Origin of the sequence: Pontibacillus chungwhensis BH030062 (assembly GCF_000770675.1) — a bacterium.
GTDB lineage: Bacteria > Bacillota > Bacilli > Bacillales > BH030062 > Pontibacillus > Pontibacillus chungwhensis.
Window position 1 is genome coordinate 52,654 of the sequence record NZ_AVBG01000002.1, and the last position, 20,917, is coordinate 73,570.

Below are 20,917 nucleotides of genomic sequence, written 5' to 3' on the forward strand. Positions count from 1 at the left end.
CCCTCCTAACTTACTTTCACGTTCATCCAGGGCTCGCCTACTCTAAGGCTGCAGCTCCACCGACAATTTCGGTGATCTCCTGGGTGATGGATGCCTGACGTGCACGGTTGTAGGATAACGTAAGATCTCCGATAAGATCGTCCGCATTATCTGTTGCAGCTTTCATGGCTGTCATACGAGCAGCATGTTCACTGGCTTTACCGTCTAACAAGGCTCCGAAGATTAAACTTTCAGCGTATTGAGGAAGAAGTGACTTCAAGATTTGATCCTGGTCTGGCTCATACTCATATGAACTTAGCTTCTTACCTTCTGTTGAGATATCTGTTAATGGAAGTAATTTCGTTTCCGTTACTTCCTGCGTAATTGCACTTACATAATGGTTGTAGTAAATATACAATTCATCAATAACACCGTCGGTATAAAGCTGGACTGCTTCGCTTGCAACATCTTTAATGTCAGCAAAAGCTGGCTGGTCCGCTACTCCTGTGATCTCACGCTCAATCGGCATATCGCGTTTTGAGAAGAAATCACGTCCAACACGTCCCATTGGAATAACTGTATATTCATCCTTTGAGCTATGTGTATCTTGGATCTTTTGATACACCTTACGAAGCACGCTACTGTTGTAAGCTCCTGCAAGACCACGGTCTGATGTAATCACAAGGTAACCTGTTTTCTTGACAGGCCGTGTGTTTAACATCGGGTGACTCACATCACCACCACCATTTGCAATTGAAGCCACAACTTCTTGAATCTTATCCATATATGGATTGAACGACTTTGCGTTTTGCTCAGCCCGATTCAATTTAGAAGCTGAAACCATCTCCATCGCTTTTGTGATCTGCTTCGTTTTCTTCGTAGAACTGATCCGATTCTTTATATCTCTAAGGGATGCCACGCTGTTTCACCACCCTTTCTTCAAAGGTTGCTTATCTGATCTTTAAAGCAGCCTAATAGGCCACTTTAAAGACCGGTTATAATATTATTCAGAAACGACGAATGTCTTTTTAAAGCCTTCGATCGCGCTGTTGAAGTCTTCTTTTTCAGGAAGTTTTCCTGTTGTGCGGATATGCTCATAAAGTTCTGGATTGTTCTTGCCAATCCAAGTTTGAAGTTCATCTTCAAAACGCTGGATGTTGTCTACTGGGATATCATCAAGATAGCCATTAACAAGTGCGTAAATAATGGCAACCTGCTTCTCAACAACAAGTGGTTTATGAAGACCCTGCTTCAGCACTTCTACTGTACGCTCACCACGGTTCAGTTTCGCTTGTGTTGCTTTATCAAGGTCAGAACCGAACTGCGCGAATGCTTCCAGCTCACGGAACGATGCAAGATCCAGACGAAGGGTACCTGCAACTTTCTTCATCGCTTTAATCTGGGCAGAACCACCAACTCGGGATACGGACTGACCAGCGTTAATGGCTGGGCGTACACCTGAGAAGAACAAGTCAGATTGCAAGAAGATCTGTCCATCTGTGATGGAAATTACGTTTGTAGGGATATAAGCTGAGATATCGCCTGCTTGTGTTTCGATAAATGGAAGGGCTGTTAATGAACCGCCACCTTTTGCGTCACTAAGCTTCGCTGCACGCTCAAGTAAACGAGAGTGAAGGTAGAAAACATCACCAGGGAATGCTTCACGGCCTGGAGGACGACGAAGTAGCAAGGAAAGTTCACGGTATGCAGCCGCTTGTTTAGAAAGGTCATCATATACAACAAGAACGTTCTTGCCGTTGTACATGAATTCTTCACCCATAGATACACCCGCATATGGAGCAAGGTAAAGAAGCGGAGCTGGCTGAGAAGCACTTGCTGTTACAACGATTGTGTAATCTAGCGCTCCGTGCTTGCGAAGTGTTTCAACCGTACCACGTACTGTTGATTCCTTCTGGCCAATCGCTACATAAATACAGATCATATCCTGATCTTTTTGGTTAATAATGGAGTCAACGGCAACCGTTGTTTTACCCGTCTGACGGTCTCCGATAATTAACTCACGCTGACCACGACCGATTGGTACAAGAGCGTCAATCGCTTTAATACCTGTTTGAAGTGGTTCGTCAACGGATTTACGATCCATTACACCTGGTGCTGGAGATTCGATTGGACGAGTTTTGCTTGTTTCAACTGGTCCTCTTCCGTCTACAGGTTGTCCAAGTGGGTTCACAACACGTCCTAGTAGTTCCTCCCCTACCGGTACCTGCATGATACGTCCAGTACGACGAACTTCGTCACCTTCACGAATTTCTGTGAATTCACCAAGGATAACGATACCGACGTTGTTTTCCTCAAGGTTCTGGGCCATACCCATAACGCCGTTTGCGAATTCAACGAGCTCACCAGACATGACGTTATCAAGGCCATGGGCACGAGCAATACCGTCACCAACCTGGATGACTGTACCTACATCGTTGACTTCAATTTCAGAATCATAATTTTCAATTTGCTGCTTAATCAGCGCACTGATCTCTTCAGCTTTGATGCTCATGCAATTTCACCCCTATCATCATTTGTTCGCAGAAACCAATTTCCGCTCAATTCGCTCTAACTTTCCGCTCACACTTCCGTCATAGATCCGGTTCCCGATACGTAGCTTAATGCCACCAAGTAAGGAAGGATCAATCACGTTGTGAATGCGTAGAGACTGTTTGTTAAGTTTTTTAGAGAAAACATCCTGAACCATCTTCTCTTCATCTGGACCCAACGCTCGAACTGAATAGACTTCTGCTTCTGCAATCCCGCGCGCTTCGTTGTTTCGCTCAATAAACGCATCAACCATAGCCGGAATCATTTGCTCACGGTGACGATCGATTGTCATTTCAAGCGTGTTCGTCACTTCTTCGGAGTACCCTTGAAACACTTCGCTAAGAAGCTGTTTCTTCTTATCCTTTTTAATACGCGGATGCTTCAGGAAAGAATATAGTTGCTTATTGTTACGAAAAACTTCTCGAATCGTACGAAGTTCTTCTTCAAAAGTTTCGAGTTTCGATTTTTCTTGTCCGAGTTGAAAAAGAGCCACTGCATAACGCTTTGCCACTACTTCGTTACTCATCGCCCTTCTCCTACTTCTTTAACGTACTCATTGATCAATTTCTCTTGGTCTTGCTCAGATAATTCTTTCTCAATTACCTTGCTTGCAATACGTACGGACAAGGAAGCCACTTGGTCTTGAAGGGCTTGAATCGCTTTTTCTTTCTCAGTCTCAATTTCTTGACGAGCTGATTCTTTAATACGCTCACCCTCAGTGCGGGCAGCTGTAATAATATCTTGTTCCTGCTCTTTGGCAGTTTGCTTAGCATCTTCGATAATTTGATGTGCTTCTTGACGCGTCTTCTTAAGCTCTTCTTGAGCTTCACTCGACATACGCTCAGCATCTTGGCGGTTCTTCTCAGCCGTATCAATTTCATTGGAAATGTGATCTTGGCGTTCTTTCATAACGTTCATTAAAGGTCCCCAAGCAAAAATGCGAAGAAGGACTAAAAGGATAATGAACGTGAAAAGAAGCGTGGCCATATCTCCCCATGCAACGCCGGTAGCTTCTGCCTCAGCGCCTAGAATTAAAAATCCAGTTAATGACTGCACACCATTCACTCCTTTCACACTTATCTGTAACAGGCATTACATTAGAAAAACTCAGCTTTTCACTCCCCATAAGGGTGAAAAGTCGGAGTTTTCTATGTATCTTATATTCTATTCAATTCTTTAAAGGTATAAGGAATGGCGAAGACAATCCTGGTCGTACTCCGCCATTTGATTCAAAATCTATTAGCTTCCCATTACGATAAATGCGATAACAACGCCGATGATTGGAATTGCCTCTACTAGTGCAACACCGATGAACATTGTTGTTTGAAGGGCACTACGTAGTTCTGGTTGACGAGCAATCCCCTCTACTGTGCGACTTACGATTAAACCGTTACCAATACTAGCACCAAATGCTGATAGACCTACTGCGATTGCAGCTGCTAAAGCTCCCATTTAAAAATTCCTCCTCTAAAGTATTAGATAATGCATTACTTAAAATTTTATAAATTAATGGTCATGACTCACTTTGTGAGACATATAAACCATTGTTAACATAACAAAAATAAAGGCCTGAATTGCGCCGACGAACACACTGAATCCTTGCCAAGCAAGCATCGGAATCAGTCCGCCAAAGAACCCTCCTATACCAGAGGTCATCAATCCTGCAAGTAATCCTAACAAGATTTCCCCAGCAAAAATATTACCAAATAGACGGAGTCCAAGTGTTAAGGTGTTAGCAAACTCCTCAATAATCTTTAGTGGAAATAAGAAAGGCATCGGACGGAGAAAATCTTTCCCGTACTCTTTTACCCCTTTCATCTTAATTCCGTAGTAGTGTGAAAGAACAACTACCATTGTTGCGAGTGTAAGTGCTAATCCAGGATCCGCCGTTGGTGATTTCCAATAAATTGTGTGATCAACACTAATCATTGTCACAACCCCAAGCACGTTTGACACAAAGATGAACAGTAGCAATGTTAATCCCAAAGGCAAAAATTGCTTCCCTGTCTTCCAGTCCATGTTGCTCCCAATGATCCCCTTCACGAAATCAATAATCCATTCCATAAAGTTCTGCATCCCTGTTGGCTTCCGTTTTAAGCTGGACGTTGCTGACACAGCCAAAATGAAAACAATAACAGCGCTGACAATAATCATTAGCACGTTGGACATGTTGAAATCCAGCCAGGATATGCCAAGTACATCTGTAACCATAGGTTGTTTGTGATCCAAATTCTTCACCTCTCTTCCTCGGGCTAATCTTGTGTATCTCTAAATCTAGAGATTAAAAATTCTATCATAATAACAACGTACGTTGTCATTAATCCAATAACGACTGCAATTAAGTGGAAATGTTGTGAATATTGAAGTGCAATAAGAATGGCTAGACCTGCAGCAGCAAACCTTGAAAAGGTTCCTAAAGTCCGAACAGTTCGGTTCTCTGAAGCAGCTTGTCCCATATGATCAATCTTACGCTGCATTAGCCAGAGGTTAAAAAAGCTAATAACAGATCCAAGGAGCAAGCTCAAAAAAATGACCTGGTAGTCCGTAAACCCAGCACCGAGTACAATCAATGCGAGAAGGTATAACATCCATTTTCTTTGGCGGGTAATCATCTGTTGGAATTGTTGTGGCATGTTTAATCTTCTCCCGTGTATTTTCGCACTAAATAGATCGTGCCATATGTACCTGCGGCTAGTCCGGTGAAAAGACCTAGGATTAAAAAGAGTGGTGATGTGGTAAACTGGTTATCAAGCCAACGTCCAAAAAAAATTCCTACTAATGTGCATCCGGATAGTTGGGATAAGATCCCACTTGTTAATGCCATTGCTTTAAATGGATTATCGTTCGAGGCCATGAAAACAGCTCCCACCAAGTTTTCATAGATTTCTTAAAAATTTTGTCGATTTATGAAAACCTTATCATTCCGCTTAAATTAGCATACAATAGGGGTTTTCTATTGTCAATCCGTTTGTGAAGAAAAGTCATCGCTGTAAAAATATGTGAGAACGCATTCTTAATATCACAAATTCATTATTTCACAAGTGCACCCGTATTGTACACAAATCCCTTGAGGAAATCAAAAGTATTTTTTGGTTATTAAACGCTTACTCACTTGCGTATTTTGAAATAGGGTAATTTGTGAAGTTTTTGTGAATTTTTTAATAGAGGCTGTTCTAAAAGTTATGTTACAAACTTTTAGAACAGCCTCTTTTTATCGGACTTATGTCCACCTGTTAAATCACGTCAGAATCAGGCGAATTATGTTGTAAAATCTTACTTAGTTCTTTTGGTAAAAGGTACGCTTATTGGTACGGTATGTTTAATTGGCATTAGGCCGATTCTGCTGGATTTGAGCTGTTGTGTGATTTAAAGTCGCGCCCAACTGGATTCAGGCTGTTCCGACGCGATTTTGGGCCTTGCCTGGCTGTATTCGGGCCGTTGTGGCGCGATCTCAGGCCGTGCTCTGATGCTTTCAGGCCTTGTTTGCATGCTTTTTAAGCCGTGCTCAACCATATTCAGGCCGTTCTGTCAGGGTCACCGCCTCCCTAATTGAAGCGCAACTTCCCCTCCCCTCTTTTTAAGGAAAGGTTTGGCCAATTGTAATCGGTGTTTCGAATGACTGTGTTACTCCGTCTTTTTTAACTGTTACAACGGCAAGATAGGTTCCTTCTTGTCCGACTTCTTTTTCACTAAGCGTTCCTTCTACCACGCCTCGTTCAACTTCTTCCTCTGTAAATAGCGGTCTAATGTAGCGGAGCGTTTCTGGGTCATACAAGTCCACTTCTAGTACGTCTGCTGCTAATGGGAGATAGAGTTTGTACTGATACTCCTCATCTGAGAACGGCTTAAGCGAGAACTCTAGTCCCATGGCGCGCGGGAACTTTGCTTCTTTTGTTAAGGCTAAATAGGGGAGTTGATAGGTTTTGTGATTATCTTTCAACTCTAGCCATCCTTGAACAAATGACTGTTCCGTTTGTAAATGACGCTGGTGGATGGCTAATGATATGGGGACGGTTTTCTTTTCACCAGGTTGCAGTGTGAAACTTAACGGCAACTGGAAACGCACGCCTCGCTCTTGTTTCGGAATCGTAAATCGGTAATCTTGTGGTTCGTCACTAGCATTTTCCACTGTCATTGTGGTCTTCCGTGTTTCTGTGTCATCGAGTATTCGGCCGAACGCTAAACGACCATTGTACAGAATCGATGAAGGCTTTATGGCTTCTAGTGGTTCAATGCGACCCATCCCTTGTGATATCGGCTGAACGTTCTCTCCGTTCTCTTCTTTTAAGACAGTAGCAGTCGAAAGGAGGGCTGCTTTTAGTTTTTCCGGGCCCCATTCTGGGTGCGCTTCTTTAAGTAATGCTAATGCACCGGCGACATGAGGAGATGCCATACTCGTTCCTTGAAGGTCACGATACCCCCCAGGCACGGTGCTTGTAATGGCAACTCCCGGCGCGACGATGTCAGGCTTAATGTCCCAATTCCATGTCACAGGTCCTTTTGAACTAAAACTTGCCATTGTATCCTGATGCGTTTGGTACTTCGTTTCGAGCCAGTTATTCGTATCTGCAATTTGTTTCTTCAGCCATTTGCCTTGTTGCTGTGTTAGAGAAGCGACAGGGATGGTAACTTCTCCTTCGATCGCCCCTTGTAGTTTTCCGTCTTCATTGTTATAGATGAGAACTGCTACGGCTCCGGCTTTTTGAGCCATCATGGCTTTTTCCGTAAACGTGATGTCACCACGCTCAAGCAAGGCAATTCTGCCACGAAGATTGGTTGAGATTTGCTTACCGAGACCGGCCGAAGCAACGGAGTACGTTTTTCTAAGATCCCATGGAACTGAGCCCATCATGGGTGAAACGGGTATCGCTTTACGAGAAAGAGAATCATACAGGTAAGGGATTTGAATAGGTGGCGTCGAAGCTCCGACTGCAATGGACTTAACTGCTGTCGCAGGTGAACCAACCGTCCATTCGGCAGGGCCTGAATTGCCGTTTGAAATGACCATGGCCACACCCATTTCTACAGCTTGGTTGACGGCAATACTTGTCGGCCAGTCAGGACCGTTTACAGAACTGCCCAGGGAGAGGTTGATAATATCCATTCCGTCTTCTACAGCCTGCTCGATCGCCGCAATGACTTGAACAGATGAACCAATCCCACCCGGACCAAGGGCGCGATACCCATAAAGTTCAGCATCTGGGGCCATCCCTTTAAGCTTTCCATCAGCTGCAATAATACCTGCAACGTGTGATCCATGAAGGGTCGGCTCCCCTTGCGTTTCTAGTGTTTCCATCGGATCTTCGTCTAGATCTACAACATCATAGCCACCCTTGTAATTCTTCTTCAGGTCAGGATGTGTGTAATCAATGCCAGTATCAATCACCCCAACTTTAACCCCTTTACCGGTATAAGGGGTTGATCGGAATGGATCCTTATCTTCTAAAACGAAAGGAACACTTTCATTAATATGTACCTGATACGTTTGCTCAGGGAAAGAATGTTCAACGAAATCCAATTTTTCCACCCGTTCTAGATTTCGGACCGTTCCTTTAAGAGCTAACCCTTGAAGAAGTGTATCGTATACATGAATGACTTCAACACGAGGGTGGTACTTCTCAATATACTCTTTCCACTTGTGCGCATCATCTTCAACCTCTATAATAATCGACTCCAGCTCGCGCTGAGCTAGCGTGACCTGATTTGGGATATTCATAAAAAGAAGTCCCATTAGCATGAACCCCACAAAAAACTTCCTCACAAAACCACCACCCTTTTACTCTATCTTCTGAAAGAACCCTCCCCTTCATACATACAAAAAACACTTTTGTGCTGTGCAGTAGTGCTGGGTGCCTGACACCCTTTAGCGCTGTGCTGTGACGCCGGGTGTCTGGCACGCTTTAGTGCTGTGCTGTGATGCTGGGTGTCTGGCACGCTTTAGTGCTGTGCTGTGATAACGGGTGTCTGGCACGCTTTAGGTGGGTAAAGAAAAAAAGCAAGGGGCGCGGGGCCTCTTGCTTTTTTGGTTAGTCGTCTTTGGTTGTGAATGGTTGTGGTTTTTCTTCTTGGTAGTTGAAGAAGTAGCGCATGGCTTCTGCGATACGGGCGGATGCTTGGCCGTCTCCGTATGGGTTGCTGGCTTTGGCCATGGCTTCGTATGCTGTATCGTCTGAGAGCAATTCGTTTGCCATGGAGAAGATGTTTTCTTCATCTGTTCCGGCAAGCTTTAATGTTCCAGCTTTAATTCCTTCAGGGCGCTCGGTTGTGTCACGAAGGACAAGAACCGGTACACCAAGAGAAGGCGCTTCTTCTTGAACGCCGCCACTGTCTGTCATGATCAGATGAGATCTTGACGCGAAGTTGTGGAAGTCAATAACGTCTAGTGGTTCAATTAAATGAATACGGTCATCGCTGCCTAAGATTTCGTTGGCTGCTTCTTGAACCGCCGGGTTTAAGTGAACCGGGTAAACGACTTCAACATCTTCATGTGTATCAACTAAACGCTTGATGGCTTTGAACATGCCGCGCATTTTGTCACCTAAGTTTTCACGACGGTGAGCGGTCACGAGGACAAGACGCTTATCTTTCGTCTTCTCTAAGATCTCGTGTGCATAATCATCTTTAACGGTTGTTTTCAGCGCATCAATTGCTGTGTTTCCTGTAACAAACAAGCTGTCTTCAGATTTATTTTCATCCAATAGATTCTGCTTGGATTGATTCGTTGGTGTGAAATGAAGATCGGCCATAACGCCTGTTAGCTGACGATTCATTTCTTCTGGGAATGGAGAGTATTTATTCCACGTGCGCAGGCCTGCTTCTACGTGTCCGACTGGAATCTGGTTGTAGTAAGCGGCAAGGCTTGCTGCAAATGTTGTTGTTGTATCACCATGCACAAGCACCACATCTGGCTTCGTTTCCTTCATAACGTTGTCTAAACCTTCAAGCGCACGCGTTGTAATCTCTGCTAGAGTCTGACGCGATTTCATAATGTTTAGATCGTAATCAGGGGCAATACCGAAAATGCTCATCACTTGGTCAAGCATTTCACGATGCTGGGCTGTCACGGTTACAATTGGTTCAAATTGGTCTGAACGTTTTTTAAGTTCCAAAACAAGAGGCGCCATTTTAATCGCTTCTGGTCTTGTCCCAAAAATCGTCATCACCTTAATTCGTTGGCTCATGTCGTTCACTCCAAACAAAACTTATTTCGTTCCGAACAGACGGTCTCCTGCGTCTCCTAAACCTGGTACGATGTAACCTTTTTCGTTCAGTTTCTCGTCCATTGCTGCAAGATAGATGTCTACATCAGGGTGTGCTGCATGAATTTCTTCTACACCTTCAGGCGCGCCTACTAGACACATCAGGCGAATTTGTTTAGCGCCACGCTTCTTAAGAGAGTGGATGGCTTCGATCGCTGAACCACCTGTAGCAAGCATTGGGTCTACAACGATCATTTCACGTTCTTGAACGTCGCTTGGAAGCTTCACGTAATATTCAACTGGCTTCAGTGTTTCCGGATCACGATAAAGTCCTACGTGTCCTACCTTTGCCGCTGGAATAAGGTCTAAAATACCGTCTACCATTCCTAGTCCTGCGCGGAGAATTGGGATGATAGCAATCTTCTTACCTGAAATCACTTGAGATGTTGCTTCTGAAACGGGTGTTTGAATCGTTACTTCTTCTAATGGTAAATCGCGTGTAATTTCAAACGCCATTAAAGCTGCTACTTCATCTACAAGTTCACGGAATTCCTTTGTTCCTGTTTCTGTCTTCCGTATGTACGTTAGTTTGTGCTGAATAAGAGGATGATCAAATACATATACCTTACCCATGAGCCGATCTCTCCTTTAATTGAATAGTTTGCATCCTTAAAATTGTACTGAATTATGGGATGCGTTTCAAGGTGAATCATACAATCTCTCGACAAAATATTCTAAAAGTCATTTGGCATTTGTGACGGTTTTGTGAATTTTTTCTTCTATTATATAGGCGATACATGTTCCTTCTTAGTTTACCACAAGGTTTACTGTTTCATGAGCGGAAAGGTTCCTCTATAATTTTGTAATAGAAAGGAGAGAAATTCATGTCGATCACCCAAGCTAATCCTCAAGATGCAGAGGCTATTTTAAATTTACAAAGAAAAGCATATATTCAAGAGGCTGAACGGTATAACGACTATTCCATACAACCTCTTACTCAAACGCTTGATCAAGTAAAGGCAGATTTCGACCATGCTTATATTCTAAAGTACGTACATAACGATCAAGTAATTGGTTCCGCTCGCGCAAAGAAAGATGGAGGGACGTGTCACATTGGTAAAGTCATGGTTCACCCTGATTACCAAAAGCGGGGCATCGGCCGTGAGCTTATGTACGCGATTGAACGTCAGTTTCCAGGCTACACTTTTGAACTATTCACCGGGAGTAAAAGCTATGAGAACATTGCGTTCTATGAAAAGCTTGGCTATTTAGGTTATAAAAAAGAAAAACTCCCACGAGAAGAAACCGTCTTTCTATTTATGAGAAAGTAGTTCGTTCTTCTAACTCTCAAGCTAAAAAAACACTTCAACTCTAGATGAATTGAAGTGTTCCTCATTCTATTCTTCTGTTTTGTTCAATAGTTTCTGCGCAAGTCCTGATAGGTTGTCGGTTGTGCCATGGATATCTTGGATGGCATCGACAATCTGATCGAGGTCTTCTTTATTTCGATTGAACATGTCTACGTACTGGTTCATTTCCATCTTCACAGTAGCCAACCCGTTCGTTACTTGCTTCATATCTGTTTGAGACTGTTTCGTAGAGGCGTTCATCTCTTGCATGGAAGTCTGAAGCGTTTGAATGTTTTCGTTACTTTCATTTGTGATCGTATTAATCTGATTACTCATTTGCTTCGAGTTCTCGGCTAATTTACGCACTTCTTCAGCTACGACAGCAAATCCTTTCCCACTCTCTCCAGCACGAGCTGCTTCAATTGAAGCATTTAAAGCAAGGAGATTAGTCTGGTCAGCAATGCCCTCTATTTGGTTTGTGATTGACGTGATCTGTTGGGAGAGATCGTCGAGCTTCTCCATTGTTGCCATGCTATTGTTAAACTGCTCCAAGACAGTTTGGAACGAAGCTAGCATTTCATTGACTTTATTATCATTCATTTCCGTTAATGAGATCAGGTTCTGACTACTCTTCTGTGTATTCTCCGTGTCTTTGCGAATGCGATCCGCTTTCTCAGAGGTTTCGTTCATCGATGCATCTGTCTGCTCCACAGAGGCAGCTACCTCCTGGCTGATTGCAACGAGTTCCCTGCGCAGAAGTTCATTTCGTTCGTTCGCTTCGTTCGCTTCTACCGCTTTTACAGCCAGGTAATGGTCTACGACGAGTTGACTGTCTAGGTTCATAATGTTGGTTACGGCTACTAGGATATCTGACAGTTTATGAGGCTGATCCTGATAGGACTCAACCACTTTTGGAATAAGCAGATTGCTCAGTGCCGAATAGGTCGCTAAGAACCACGCCACCGGAAGCTCGACCCCACCATGAGTACGTCCGATCCGCTTTCTCATGTTCAAATACGCTTCATCAATGTTTCCGGAAAACGCACTGTCAAAATACTCAACGAATACTTGCTTTAGCTTATCGTGAGAACTATGATTCGTAGCAATCGCATTCAGCCGAGGGTGGGCATACAAATGCTCCAACACCTTATCTAAAAGCTGATCACTGAGTGCTAATACACTTGGTTTTACTTCCTTCAGCGTCGCAAGTTGTTTATCTGTTAAACTCATATAGCTTAAACGCCCAGTTAAATCTTGATCATCTACTTTTACGGGCTCGCCCATTTCTGAATAGGTATGAACCGCTTCAAACCTTGGAAGTTGTCTCTTTTTTGTAAAAATACTCATCGTGATTCCCCCTTCATTCCTTCTTCTTATATCGGATCTAGTTAGGGGAATCTTAATCATCGTTGCACATTTGGTTTGGTGCAACTGCGCATGGGACTTTTTGTGAAAGTGGGTTGAGGTTTTTGGTGATGAGTACTTTGATTTTTGGTAATTCGGTAAGCTCTTTCGTAACTTCGATCTCGCTTTAGTAAGTTCTTCTTCTGGTTTAATAACTCCTCTTGAGGTTTTGGTAACTTCTATTAGATTTTTCGTAACTTCATTCTACCTTTTCGTAATTTCTAGGACCCCTTTAGGAAATTCTCCTTCGCTTTAGTAACTTCTATTACCTCTTTAGGAACTGCACCCTCTCTTTATAAAGTCCCTCCTGGTTTACACACTCTCAATAGCCCGCTGATCCTGTGACTCCAATAAACTTTATGTAGAGATACTAAAAACGCCTCTTCCAAAAAAGGAAGAGGCGGTTCAGTCATTTAAACGTATAGCTCAAAGCGGGATGTTAAGGCAAGCACGCGGTCGCGGGCTTCGGCCAGTTTGCCTTCGTCTTCGTGGTTGTTCAGGGTGAAGGCGATGATGGATGCGATCTCATCCATTTCTTCTTCTCCGAAGCCACGGGACGTAACGGCTGCTGTTCCGATACGGATGCCACTTGTAACGAATGGGCTCTCAGGATCGAACGGGATCGTGTTTTTGTTTACTGTGATGCCGATGTCATCAAGAGCTTGTTCAGCGACTTTACCAGTTAGGTTTAATGGACGCAGGTCTAGTAGAAGCAAGTGGTTGTCTGTTCCACCTGATACGAGACGGACGCCTTCTTTTTGCAAGGACTCGCCGAGGCGCTTGGCATTGTTGATAATCTTCTCGGAGTAGTCCTTGAAATCATCTTGAAGCGCTTCTTGGAAGCTAACAGCTTTAGCTGCGATCACGTGCATGAGCGGGCCACCTTGCATGCCCGGGAATAAAGATTTGTCGATTTTCTTAGCGTACTCTTCTTTACAAAGCACCATACCACCGCGTGGGCCGCGAAGGGTTTTGTGCGTTGTTGTTGTAACGAAATCTGCATATGGAACCGGGTTTGGGTGGTGGCCTGTTGCCACTAGTCCGGCTACGTGCGCCATATCCACAAGCAGGTATGCTCCTACTTCGTCTGCGATTTCACGGAATTTCTTAAAGTCGATGGAGCGAGGGTACGCAGAAGCACCGGCTACGATTAGTTTTGGTTGTACTTCGCGCGCTTTTTCACGTACCGCTTCGTAGTCGATTTGCTCTGTTTCTTGGTCAACCCCGTAGTCCACAAAGTTGTACAGTTTTCCGCTGAAGTTTACAGGGCTGCCGTGTGTTAAATGGCCGCCGTGGTTTAGGTTCATACCAAGAACTGTATCGCCTGGCTCTAGCACAGCAAAATAAACAGTCATGTTAGCCTGAGCGCCAGAGTGTGGCTGAACATTGGCATGATCTGCTCCGAACAATTTCTTCGCGCGGTCGCGAGCAAGATTCTCGGCGATGTCTACGTGTTCACAGCCACCGTAGTAGCGTTTACCCGGATAACCTTCTGCATATTTGTTCGTTAATACAGACCCTTGGGCTTCCATAACAGCTTCAGAAACAAAGTTTTCTGATGCAATCAGTTCGATTTTCTCCTGCTGACGCGTTTTTTCGAGTTGAATGGCCTCCATAATCTCTGGATCAACTTGTTTTACGTGCTTCATGTGTACGTCCCCCTTTAAATTCGTTTCGCCCTTCCTAATCACAAGTTACGGACGATTGTTGTTCTATTGTGTAAACTGCCCGGTTGCCACCAATTAACTTCGGACGTGATCTCACAGATGTTACGTGAGCCTCTCCGATCTTCTTTTGCTTAAACCTGACAGGTACAGCCACTTTCTTAATGTGCATGCCAATGAATGTGTCTCCAATGTCGATGCCGGCGTTGGCTGTGATCTCCTCAACCACGACCGGATCATTCAGGTGGTGATATGCATGTGTTGCCATCGAACCACCTGCTGAGCGGACCGGTATGACAGACACTTCTTCTAAGCGGTGCTCGCGCATGACGGCTCGTTCTAGAACGAGCGCTCGATTGAGATGCTCACAGCACTGAAAGGCTATGTGAATCCCGCTTTCTTCTTTGAGTCGCATGAGTTCTTCAAATAGATCCTCAGCAATACGGGCGCTTCCGCTTGTTCCGATATGTTCTCCTGCGACTTCGCTTGTGGAACACCCCACAACGAACAAGTCGCCCTTGTTTAAGTATGAACTCTCGATCCACTCATCGACAATATGCTTTATGTCCTCTTTAACAGTTGTAGCCATGGAAGAATCACTCCCTTTAGTAGGATATCAGAGGCACAAAAAGGAGAAGTAAAAACACGTATGCTTTTCTTCCCCCTTTTCTCACTTATGCTTCGTATTCACTAATTTTAGAGACGCGGTTTGCGTGGCGTCCCCCTTCAAATTCCGCACTTAACCAAGTCTTTGCAATCTCGCGCGCAAGGCCTGGCCCAATGACACGCTCTCCCATTGCAAGCACGTTAGAATCATTGTGTTCACGAGTTACTTTAGCGGTGAATAAGTCATGAACAAGCGCACAGCGCACGCCTTTTACTTTGTTAGCGGAAATGGACATACCAATGCCTGTTCCGCAAATTAAAATGGCACGATCAAATTCGCCATTGGCTACGCGCTCAGCTGCCGGGATTCCGTAGTCTGGATAGTCGACGGAACCTTCACAGTCACAGCCGATGTCTTCAAATTCAATGTTCATTTCTTCTAATAGATTCGTTACTTCTTTACGAATGTTCACGCCTCCGTGATCTGATGCTACGATTACTTTCATGATGATCATCCCTTCTCAATATCTGTAATTCGAAATCGGTGGATTTGTTGTCTTAATCCATCCGCTTGTTCGCCCAGTGCATGAGCGATTTGGTCAATTGATTCTATAAGCTCCGCCTGATGCTGTACGGTGGAGCTGGCTTGAAGCGTTCCGGCTGAGGTTTCTTCTGCTATGGCTGAGACTTCCTGAGATTGAATGGCTGTCGATTGGAGCGATGCGAGCTGTTGATCAACAAGAGCAGAAATCTCTTGAACCGCTAGTGCTACTTCATTTACAGACGTAGACATATCCGCGATCGTCTTGTTTGTTTCCTCGCCCCTGTTTGCTTCCTGGCGCGCGAATTGAACTTGATCGTTAATTTTATGAACCACGTGGGAAACGTCTTTTTGCATCGTTTGAATGAGGTCTGATATCCCTTTGACTGCTTTGCCGCTCTCATCAGCAAGTTTCCTTACTTCTTCTGCTACAACAGCAAAACCTTTCCCATGTTCTCCTGCTCGTGCCGCTTCGATTGAGGCGTTTAATGCAAGTAAATTCGTCTGCTCCGCGAGATTTCCAACAAGGGATATAATGTCCTCTACTTTCTTCGCGTTCGTCTCCATACGTTCAACCGCTTCTAATGACAGTTCTTGTTCCTCTGCAATCGACTGAATGCCTTCAACAAGAGAATACACGACCTTCTCGCTATCATTCAATGTCGTAATCATGTGAGTGGACATATCTTGAGAGAGCTTGGCCTTATGCTGTACCTTGGTTGCAAGTTCTGTTGTTTCTTCAATCGCTTCGGCGGTTTGCTGAATTGCGACAGAAGAGTTCTCAGAGCCTTCAGAGATTTCATCAATCGTCTCCGAAATGAGCCGAGCTTGGTTCGTCGCTTGCTCGGTGGCCTCTTTTATGGCTGTGACAGACTTGTTCGTTTCGCCAAAATTGTGATCGATATTATGTACCATGCCTCTCAAATTGGTCATCATCGTTCCAAAAGCCGTACCAAGGGAGCGGATTTCATCGTCTGATTTAGATACAGCGACTTCGTCCGTGATATCCCCAAGAGCTGCTTTGGCTGCGGTCTGTTCCAATTTAAGGAGAGGCTTTGTGATAAATCCTGCTGCCACATAAGCAAGGATGCCTGACCAGAGAATGCCTAAAGCGAACGTAATCAACGTAAAAGGAACGACAGAAATGCCGATTGTATCCTTGATCCGATCATAGAGTCCATAGATAAACCACGCACTCGTTGAATACGTAATCACCGCAAGCGTTGTAATGAACACAACGAGCTTTAACCGAAGACTAAACCGATATTTCTTTTTCTCCTCCAAACCAGCCATCCCCTTACAAATCCTTTGTCCTACTTATTGTCTAATTTTTCGATAAGAAGTTCAACATGTTTTTCAATTTCTGTAAGCGTTTTTTCGTACGTATCTATGTCGCCTCCGAATGGATCGGAGATGTCTGAATTCGGGAGGTTGGCTTCGATTTCACGAATAAGCGAAATCTCTTCATTTAAGTGTGTGATAAGGGCTTGTTCAAGCTCTTGTGGCGAGTTATATTTTTCACGATTTTTTTGTAAAAAGACGGCCTTTTTATCTTCTAACGTAGAATAGGCTTCTTTCAATTGCTGCCATTGATTGTGATCATTCTGTAGAACATATTCCTTTAACGTGAACACGTTATCTTCATAGCGTGGATATTCCATCACGACGCTTTGCTTGTGCTGAGCTGTCATCGTCAGAACGATATTTGCCCATCTCATCAAGTCTTCAGAAAGAGGCTGCGATTCATGATTCAACGCAATTCCTTTCTTCTTCAACACCTCTTCGGTACCTTTAGAAGCTTTCGAGCCCTTGTGAGCAAAGATCCCAGCAGATCTCACTTCAATGTCTTCATGCTTTTCTCTTAACAATGCCTCTGCCATCGGACTTCTGCACGTATTCCCTGTGCACACAAACAAAATATGCTTCATTCTCAAACCTCCACTACTTGTGCTAATCTTACCTGCATTATAACATATCCATCCGGTTCTCGTCGGTGAGAGAGATCATATAAAAACACTCCTTTGCTCTTGTAGAGGAAAGGAGTGTATGGATGTTAAAAAGGCTTAAAACGATGAATAATCTCTCCGTTTTTATTTCGGTATTCAAATATATTGGTAAGTCCCTCTCCACGAGAAGGATTCTCTACCCTTCTAACAGTAAGGGCCGCCCCGTCATAAAAAGGAAATGCATACTCGGAACGCCCTTCAAAATCAATTTTCCATTCTCCTTTTGTATTAATATAACCGGATTTTTCACCTGTAAAGGCATAAGCCAATCCATCCACATACCAGCCAATTTGTTCAAACTCGGCATCAACCACCATGTGCCCCCCTTTGTTAATGACCCCACATTTCTCATCCAGGCAAACCGTAGCGAAGCCTTCGTGGAATGGATAAGCACGCCTAAATTGAGGCTCAATTTTCATGTTGCCTTCTTTATCAACAAAGCCAAATTCCCCATCTACTTCCACAGGAGCTAGTCCTTCAGAGAAGGCATATCCTTTATCAAATGTTCTGTCCATCACTTGCTCTCCATTGGTATTGATATATTGGTATTCCCTACCTTTAACGACAAGAGCAATGCCATCGTTGAAATGATAAGCTTCATCATAAACGGGATCAATTAGCATGTCACCATTTTTATCAATATAGCCCCATTGGTTATCTTGGTAAACAGGAGCGAAGCCATCTTTAAAATCTTTAGCAGAAGGATATTGAGCCGGTATGACTAGCTCTCCTTCATAATTAATAAACCCTGCAGCCCCATTCTTGACTACAAGAGCACGTTCGTCATAAAAGGCACGGGCTTGTTCGTAGGTCGGTTCAATAGCCCACTCCCCACTTTTATGAATGAATCCATATTGCTGCGTTTCACCTGCGTCCCCCTGCATAATGGGATAAAGGTCTTCTGTAAAGTGATACCCTTTTACTATGTGATGGGGCCCCCTACCATTTATACCTGACTCTTCTTGAATATTAAATACGGGATAGAAACTATCATGATCGGTTTCAAGAACCATCTCACCTACCCCGTTAATAAAGCCTAACTTCATCTTGTTATTCACTGTAAAATAAAGCGTGTCCTTTGAAGTAATCTGGCTATAAATGAAAAATGCAGCGCTCATAAGAACAAGGAGAATCCCGGCTATGAGCCATTTTATTTTAGGACGCTTGAAACTTTTTCGTTCTGTTTTCTCCGAGAATAAAAACGGGTCCTCTGACTCCGCTTCTTGCTGAACAGGGACAGTCGGAACACTCTCAGTCGTTGTTTCGCTTGTTGGTTCTGGACTTGTTTCTTCCTGCCTTTTCTTAGGTGTTTCATATGTATGTTGTTGCGGTTCAAAATCGAACATCGATTCTTCGTTTTTATCTTGTATGTATTCATGGTGCTCTTTACACTTCTCGCACGTCTCCCCTTTTTCTATAGGGGTCCCACAGTTCTTACACTCCTCCACCACATCACCTCCACAATTTTCCTATATCTATTGTAGCAGGAAGTGGGGTGTTTTTTCGATTAAAAAGCCGCCCGAAACTAGTTCGGACGGCTTAGTGCATTATACTGCGCAGCGGTTTGGACCAACTTCCATTTCACGTCGCTCGTCTGCGTCTGGTTGTTTTTTACCCATGTTCGTTTTACGAATTTCTTCGTGACTATTCGGCTGAGGAGGAAGATTATCCGTTACGAGATGACGGAATTCACTTTCGTCCTCTACTTGGAGACGATCATTTTTCTTATAAAGGTCTTCGAGCTTAGCTTGAACGGTACCTTGTTCGTTGATCTCCTCCATCTTACCAAAGTGAGCCGGCAACACGGTAAGGTCTTGTGATACCTCTTTATAGCGGTTATAAAGCGTTTGGCGAAGGTCTTCTACCCAGTCCTCTGCTTTCCCTGCAAGGTCTGGACGCCCGATGGATTGAACGAACAAAATGTCTCCCGTTAACAGGTATTCCTGATCGACGATGAAGCTTGTACTTCCGATTGTGTGGCCTGGGGAATAGAATGCTGCAATCGTTACACCCCCAACGGAGATTTCCTTGCCATCTTCTAAAGCGCTGTAGGAGAACTCAACTCCGACATCGTCTTGTTTAGGGAACCAGTAAGTCGCACCGTTTTGATCAGCTAACTCCTTACCACCTGAGATGTGGTCAGCGTGTAAGTGTGTGTCGAGCACATGTTTGATCGTGACATTTTGCTTTTTAGCGAATTCTTCATAGTGACCTGTCATGCGGTTTGCATCGACTACAGCAGCTTCCCCATTTGCAATAATCATATAGGATAAGCAACCTTTTCCGAGGCGAAGGAATTGATACAGTTCACCTTTTCCGTTTAGGTCACCAATTTTGACAGGTTCGAGGTGTTCACTCCAAGAAGTCATACCTCCTTCAAGGTACGTTACTTCCTCAAGGCCTGCTTCTTTTAGAAGGTCAACTGCTTTTTGTGAAGAAATGCCTCGCGCACAGACTACGTAAACAGGCTGATCATTTGGAAGCTTCTCTTTCACATCGCCCGGGTCGCTCTCAAGCTGTTTAAAAGGGATATTCAGACTTCGAACATTGCGGCCTTCAACGGCCCATCCTTCGTAATCTTCTTCTTTACGAATGTCTAATAGAAACACTTCTTCATTGTTCAAGATCTTCTTAGCTAATACATCAACTGTTAATGGTTGTAGTGCCATTTAAACCCCTCCTGTTCATAATTAGAAAAGAATGTCCCACCAGATTTTGATGGCTGTACCGATAATGAGTACGGCAAGAATCGTTTGTAGCACTTTCGTATTGGCTTTCTTCCCGGCTTCTGCTCCAAGTTGAGATGTGATGATGCTTGCGATACCAATTGCCAATGCAGGCATAATCGGGATATCACCAGAGAACAATTTGCCCGTCACGGCACCGATGGATGAGATAAATGTAATCGCCAATGAGGAAGCGATCGTCATCCGGGTCGGTATGTGAAGGATGCTCAGCATAATTGGGACGAGCAAAAATGCCCCACCTGCTCCGACGATTCCGGCTCCAATTCCGACCAGAAAGGCGGATATAGAGGCGATCCATTTGTTGAAATCTGGGTGATCGCTCTCCTCTTCCTCTTCGGGAGTCGGAATGAACATCATCGCCACGGCTATGAGGGCGAGGACGCCGTAAACAATATTGACGACTTTTTCAGATAAGTAAGAGGCACCAAATCCTCCTAATAAGCTACCGAGGAGAACGCTGATTCCCATGTAGAGAATTAACTTCTTGTGAAGGTAGTTCCCTTTTCTGTACCCCCATACGCCTCCAAATGAAGCCACGAATACCTGAACAGCCACTATGCCAGCCGCTGCATGAGCGCTAAACCCTGCAAAACCGAGGAGTGGCGGGATATAAAGCACCATCGGATAGTTGACAATAGCACCGCCAATGCCGACTAAACCAGACACGAAAGAACCGACAAGTCCAATAACAAATACCGTGATCAATAATGACCATTCCATACAACTAGCACCTCTTTACCTGCCACAGCTTCTCTCTTAGTCTGCAATCCAGATGCACTTTTTATCCTTAAAATTACTCTCCCAATACCTATACCACCACATGTACTCACAAAACCTAAAAAATACCCCGCACCGCTTTAAAGCAGTGAAGG

At 44.2% G+C, this 20,917-nt stretch carries 21 protein-coding genes; 1 reads left to right on the forward strand and 20 read right to left on the reverse strand.

Annotated elements, in window-relative coordinates; genetic code table 11:
* Positions 1-37: 37 nt before the first annotated feature.
* From N780_RS03120 to upp, 11 genes are all read right to left on the reverse strand, one after another.
* Positions 38-898 (reverse strand): F0F1 ATP synthase subunit gamma, encoded by an 861-nt coding sequence (locus N780_RS03120; protein ID WP_036779974.1) that lies wholly within the window; start codon positions 896-898, stop codon positions 38-40.
* 84 nt (positions 899-982) lie between these two features.
* Complete coding sequence (gene atpA, locus N780_RS03125; protein WP_036779976.1) at positions 983-2,491, reverse strand: F0F1 ATP synthase subunit alpha; 1,509 nt, start codon at positions 2,489-2,491, stop codon at positions 983-985.
* An 18-nt stretch (positions 2,492-2,509) separates the two neighbouring features.
* Positions 2,510-3,055 (reverse strand): F0F1 ATP synthase subunit delta, encoded by a 546-nt coding sequence (locus N780_RS03130; RefSeq protein WP_036779978.1) that lies wholly within the window; start codon positions 3,053-3,055, stop codon positions 2,510-2,512.
* Entirely contained in the window at positions 3,052-3,585 is a 534-nt protein-coding gene (locus N780_RS03135) for a F0F1 ATP synthase subunit B (protein WP_036779981.1), read from the reverse strand. Before N780_RS03135 ends, N780_RS03130 begins: the two co-directional genes overlap by 4 nt.
* Positions 3,586-3,768: 183 nt before the next feature.
* Positions 3,769-3,981, reverse strand: coding sequence for a F0F1 ATP synthase subunit C (atpE, locus tag N780_RS03140; RefSeq protein ID WP_036779984.1), 213 nt, complete (start codon positions 3,979-3,981; stop codon positions 3,769-3,771).
* Positions 3,982-4,035: 54 nt separating this feature from the next.
* Positions 4,036-4,758 (reverse strand): F0F1 ATP synthase subunit A, encoded by a 723-nt coding sequence (gene atpB, locus N780_RS03145; protein WP_036779987.1) that lies wholly within the window; start codon positions 4,756-4,758, stop codon positions 4,036-4,038.
* Positions 4,759-4,781: 23 nt separating this feature from the next.
* A complete protein-coding gene (locus N780_RS03150; RefSeq protein ID WP_036779989.1) occupies positions 4,782-5,162 on the reverse strand; it encodes an ATP synthase subunit I in 381 nt (126 codons plus the stop codon).
* A gap of 2 nt (positions 5,163-5,164) precedes the next feature.
* Positions 5,165-5,383 (reverse strand): AtpZ/AtpI family protein, encoded by a 219-nt coding sequence (locus tag N780_RS03155; protein WP_036779991.1) that lies wholly within the window; start codon positions 5,381-5,383, stop codon positions 5,165-5,167.
* A gap of 723 nt (positions 5,384-6,106) precedes the next feature.
* Positions 6,107-8,290, reverse strand: a complete 2,184-nt coding sequence (locus N780_RS03160) for a S8 family serine peptidase (protein ID WP_269746687.1) — start codon at positions 8,288-8,290, stop codon at positions 6,107-6,109.
* A gap of 265 nt (positions 8,291-8,555) precedes the next feature.
* Positions 8,556-9,710, reverse strand: coding sequence for a non-hydrolyzing UDP-N-acetylglucosamine 2-epimerase (gene wecB, locus N780_RS03165; protein WP_036779994.1), 1,155 nt, complete (start codon positions 9,708-9,710; stop codon positions 8,556-8,558).
* A 21-nt stretch (positions 9,711-9,731) separates the two neighbouring features.
* Positions 9,732-10,361, reverse strand: coding sequence for a uracil phosphoribosyltransferase (gene upp / locus N780_RS03170; protein WP_036779997.1), 630 nt, complete (start codon positions 10,359-10,361; stop codon positions 9,732-9,734).
* A 251-nt stretch (positions 10,362-10,612) separates the two neighbouring features.
* Here upp and N780_RS03175 point away from each other — a divergent pair, with 251 nt between their 5' ends.
* The gene (locus tag N780_RS03175) at positions 10,613-11,059 is read left to right on the forward strand and encodes a GNAT family N-acetyltransferase (protein ID WP_036779998.1); all 447 of its coding nucleotides are present in this window, start codon (positions 10,613-10,615) and stop codon (positions 11,057-11,059) included.
* A gap of 66 nt (positions 11,060-11,125) precedes the next feature.
* Here the strand turns inward: N780_RS03175 and N780_RS03180 are convergent, their stop codons facing one another.
* From N780_RS03180 to N780_RS03220, 9 genes are all read right to left on the reverse strand, one after another.
* Complete coding sequence (locus N780_RS03180) at positions 11,126-12,424, reverse strand: globin-coupled sensor protein (protein WP_036780000.1); 1,299 nt, start codon at positions 12,422-12,424, stop codon at positions 11,126-11,128.
* A 470-nt stretch (positions 12,425-12,894) separates the two neighbouring features.
* A complete protein-coding gene (glyA, locus tag N780_RS03185; protein ID WP_036780002.1) occupies positions 12,895-14,130 on the reverse strand; it encodes a serine hydroxymethyltransferase in 1,236 nt (411 codons plus the stop codon).
* Between the two features lie 34 nt (positions 14,131-14,164).
* Positions 14,165-14,734 (reverse strand): TIGR01440 family protein, encoded by a 570-nt coding sequence (locus N780_RS03190; RefSeq protein WP_036780004.1) that lies wholly within the window; start codon positions 14,732-14,734, stop codon positions 14,165-14,167.
* Positions 14,735-14,819: 85 nt separating this feature from the next.
* Positions 14,820-15,257: a ribose 5-phosphate isomerase B gene (gene rpiB, locus N780_RS03195; protein ID WP_036780007.1), complete on the reverse strand. Its 438-nt coding sequence runs from the start codon at positions 15,255-15,257 to the stop codon at positions 14,820-14,822.
* A 5-nt stretch (positions 15,258-15,262) separates the two neighbouring features.
* Positions 15,263-16,585, reverse strand: coding sequence for a methyl-accepting chemotaxis protein (locus N780_RS03200; RefSeq protein ID WP_036780009.1), 1,323 nt, complete (start codon positions 16,583-16,585; stop codon positions 15,263-15,265).
* 20 nt (positions 16,586-16,605) lie between these two features.
* Positions 16,606-17,220: a low molecular weight protein arginine phosphatase gene (locus N780_RS03205; RefSeq protein ID WP_036780012.1), complete on the reverse strand. Its 615-nt coding sequence runs from the start codon at positions 17,218-17,220 to the stop codon at positions 16,606-16,608.
* A gap of 125 nt (positions 17,221-17,345) precedes the next feature.
* Positions 17,346-18,746 carry a WG repeat-containing protein gene (locus tag N780_RS19145; protein WP_052114859.1) on the reverse strand — a complete coding sequence of 467 codons (1,401 nt, stop codon included), beginning with the start codon at positions 18,744-18,746 and terminating at the stop codon, positions 17,346-17,348.
* 99 nt (positions 18,747-18,845) lie between these two features.
* Positions 18,846-19,967, reverse strand: a complete 1,122-nt coding sequence (locus N780_RS03215) for an MBL fold metallo-hydrolase (RefSeq protein WP_036780015.1) — start codon at positions 19,965-19,967, stop codon at positions 18,846-18,848.
* Between the two features lie 21 nt (positions 19,968-19,988).
* Positions 19,989-20,765, reverse strand: a complete 777-nt coding sequence (locus N780_RS03220) for a sulfite exporter TauE/SafE family protein (RefSeq protein ID WP_036780018.1) — start codon at positions 20,763-20,765, stop codon at positions 19,989-19,991.
* Between the last annotated feature and the right edge of the window lie 152 nt (positions 20,766-20,917).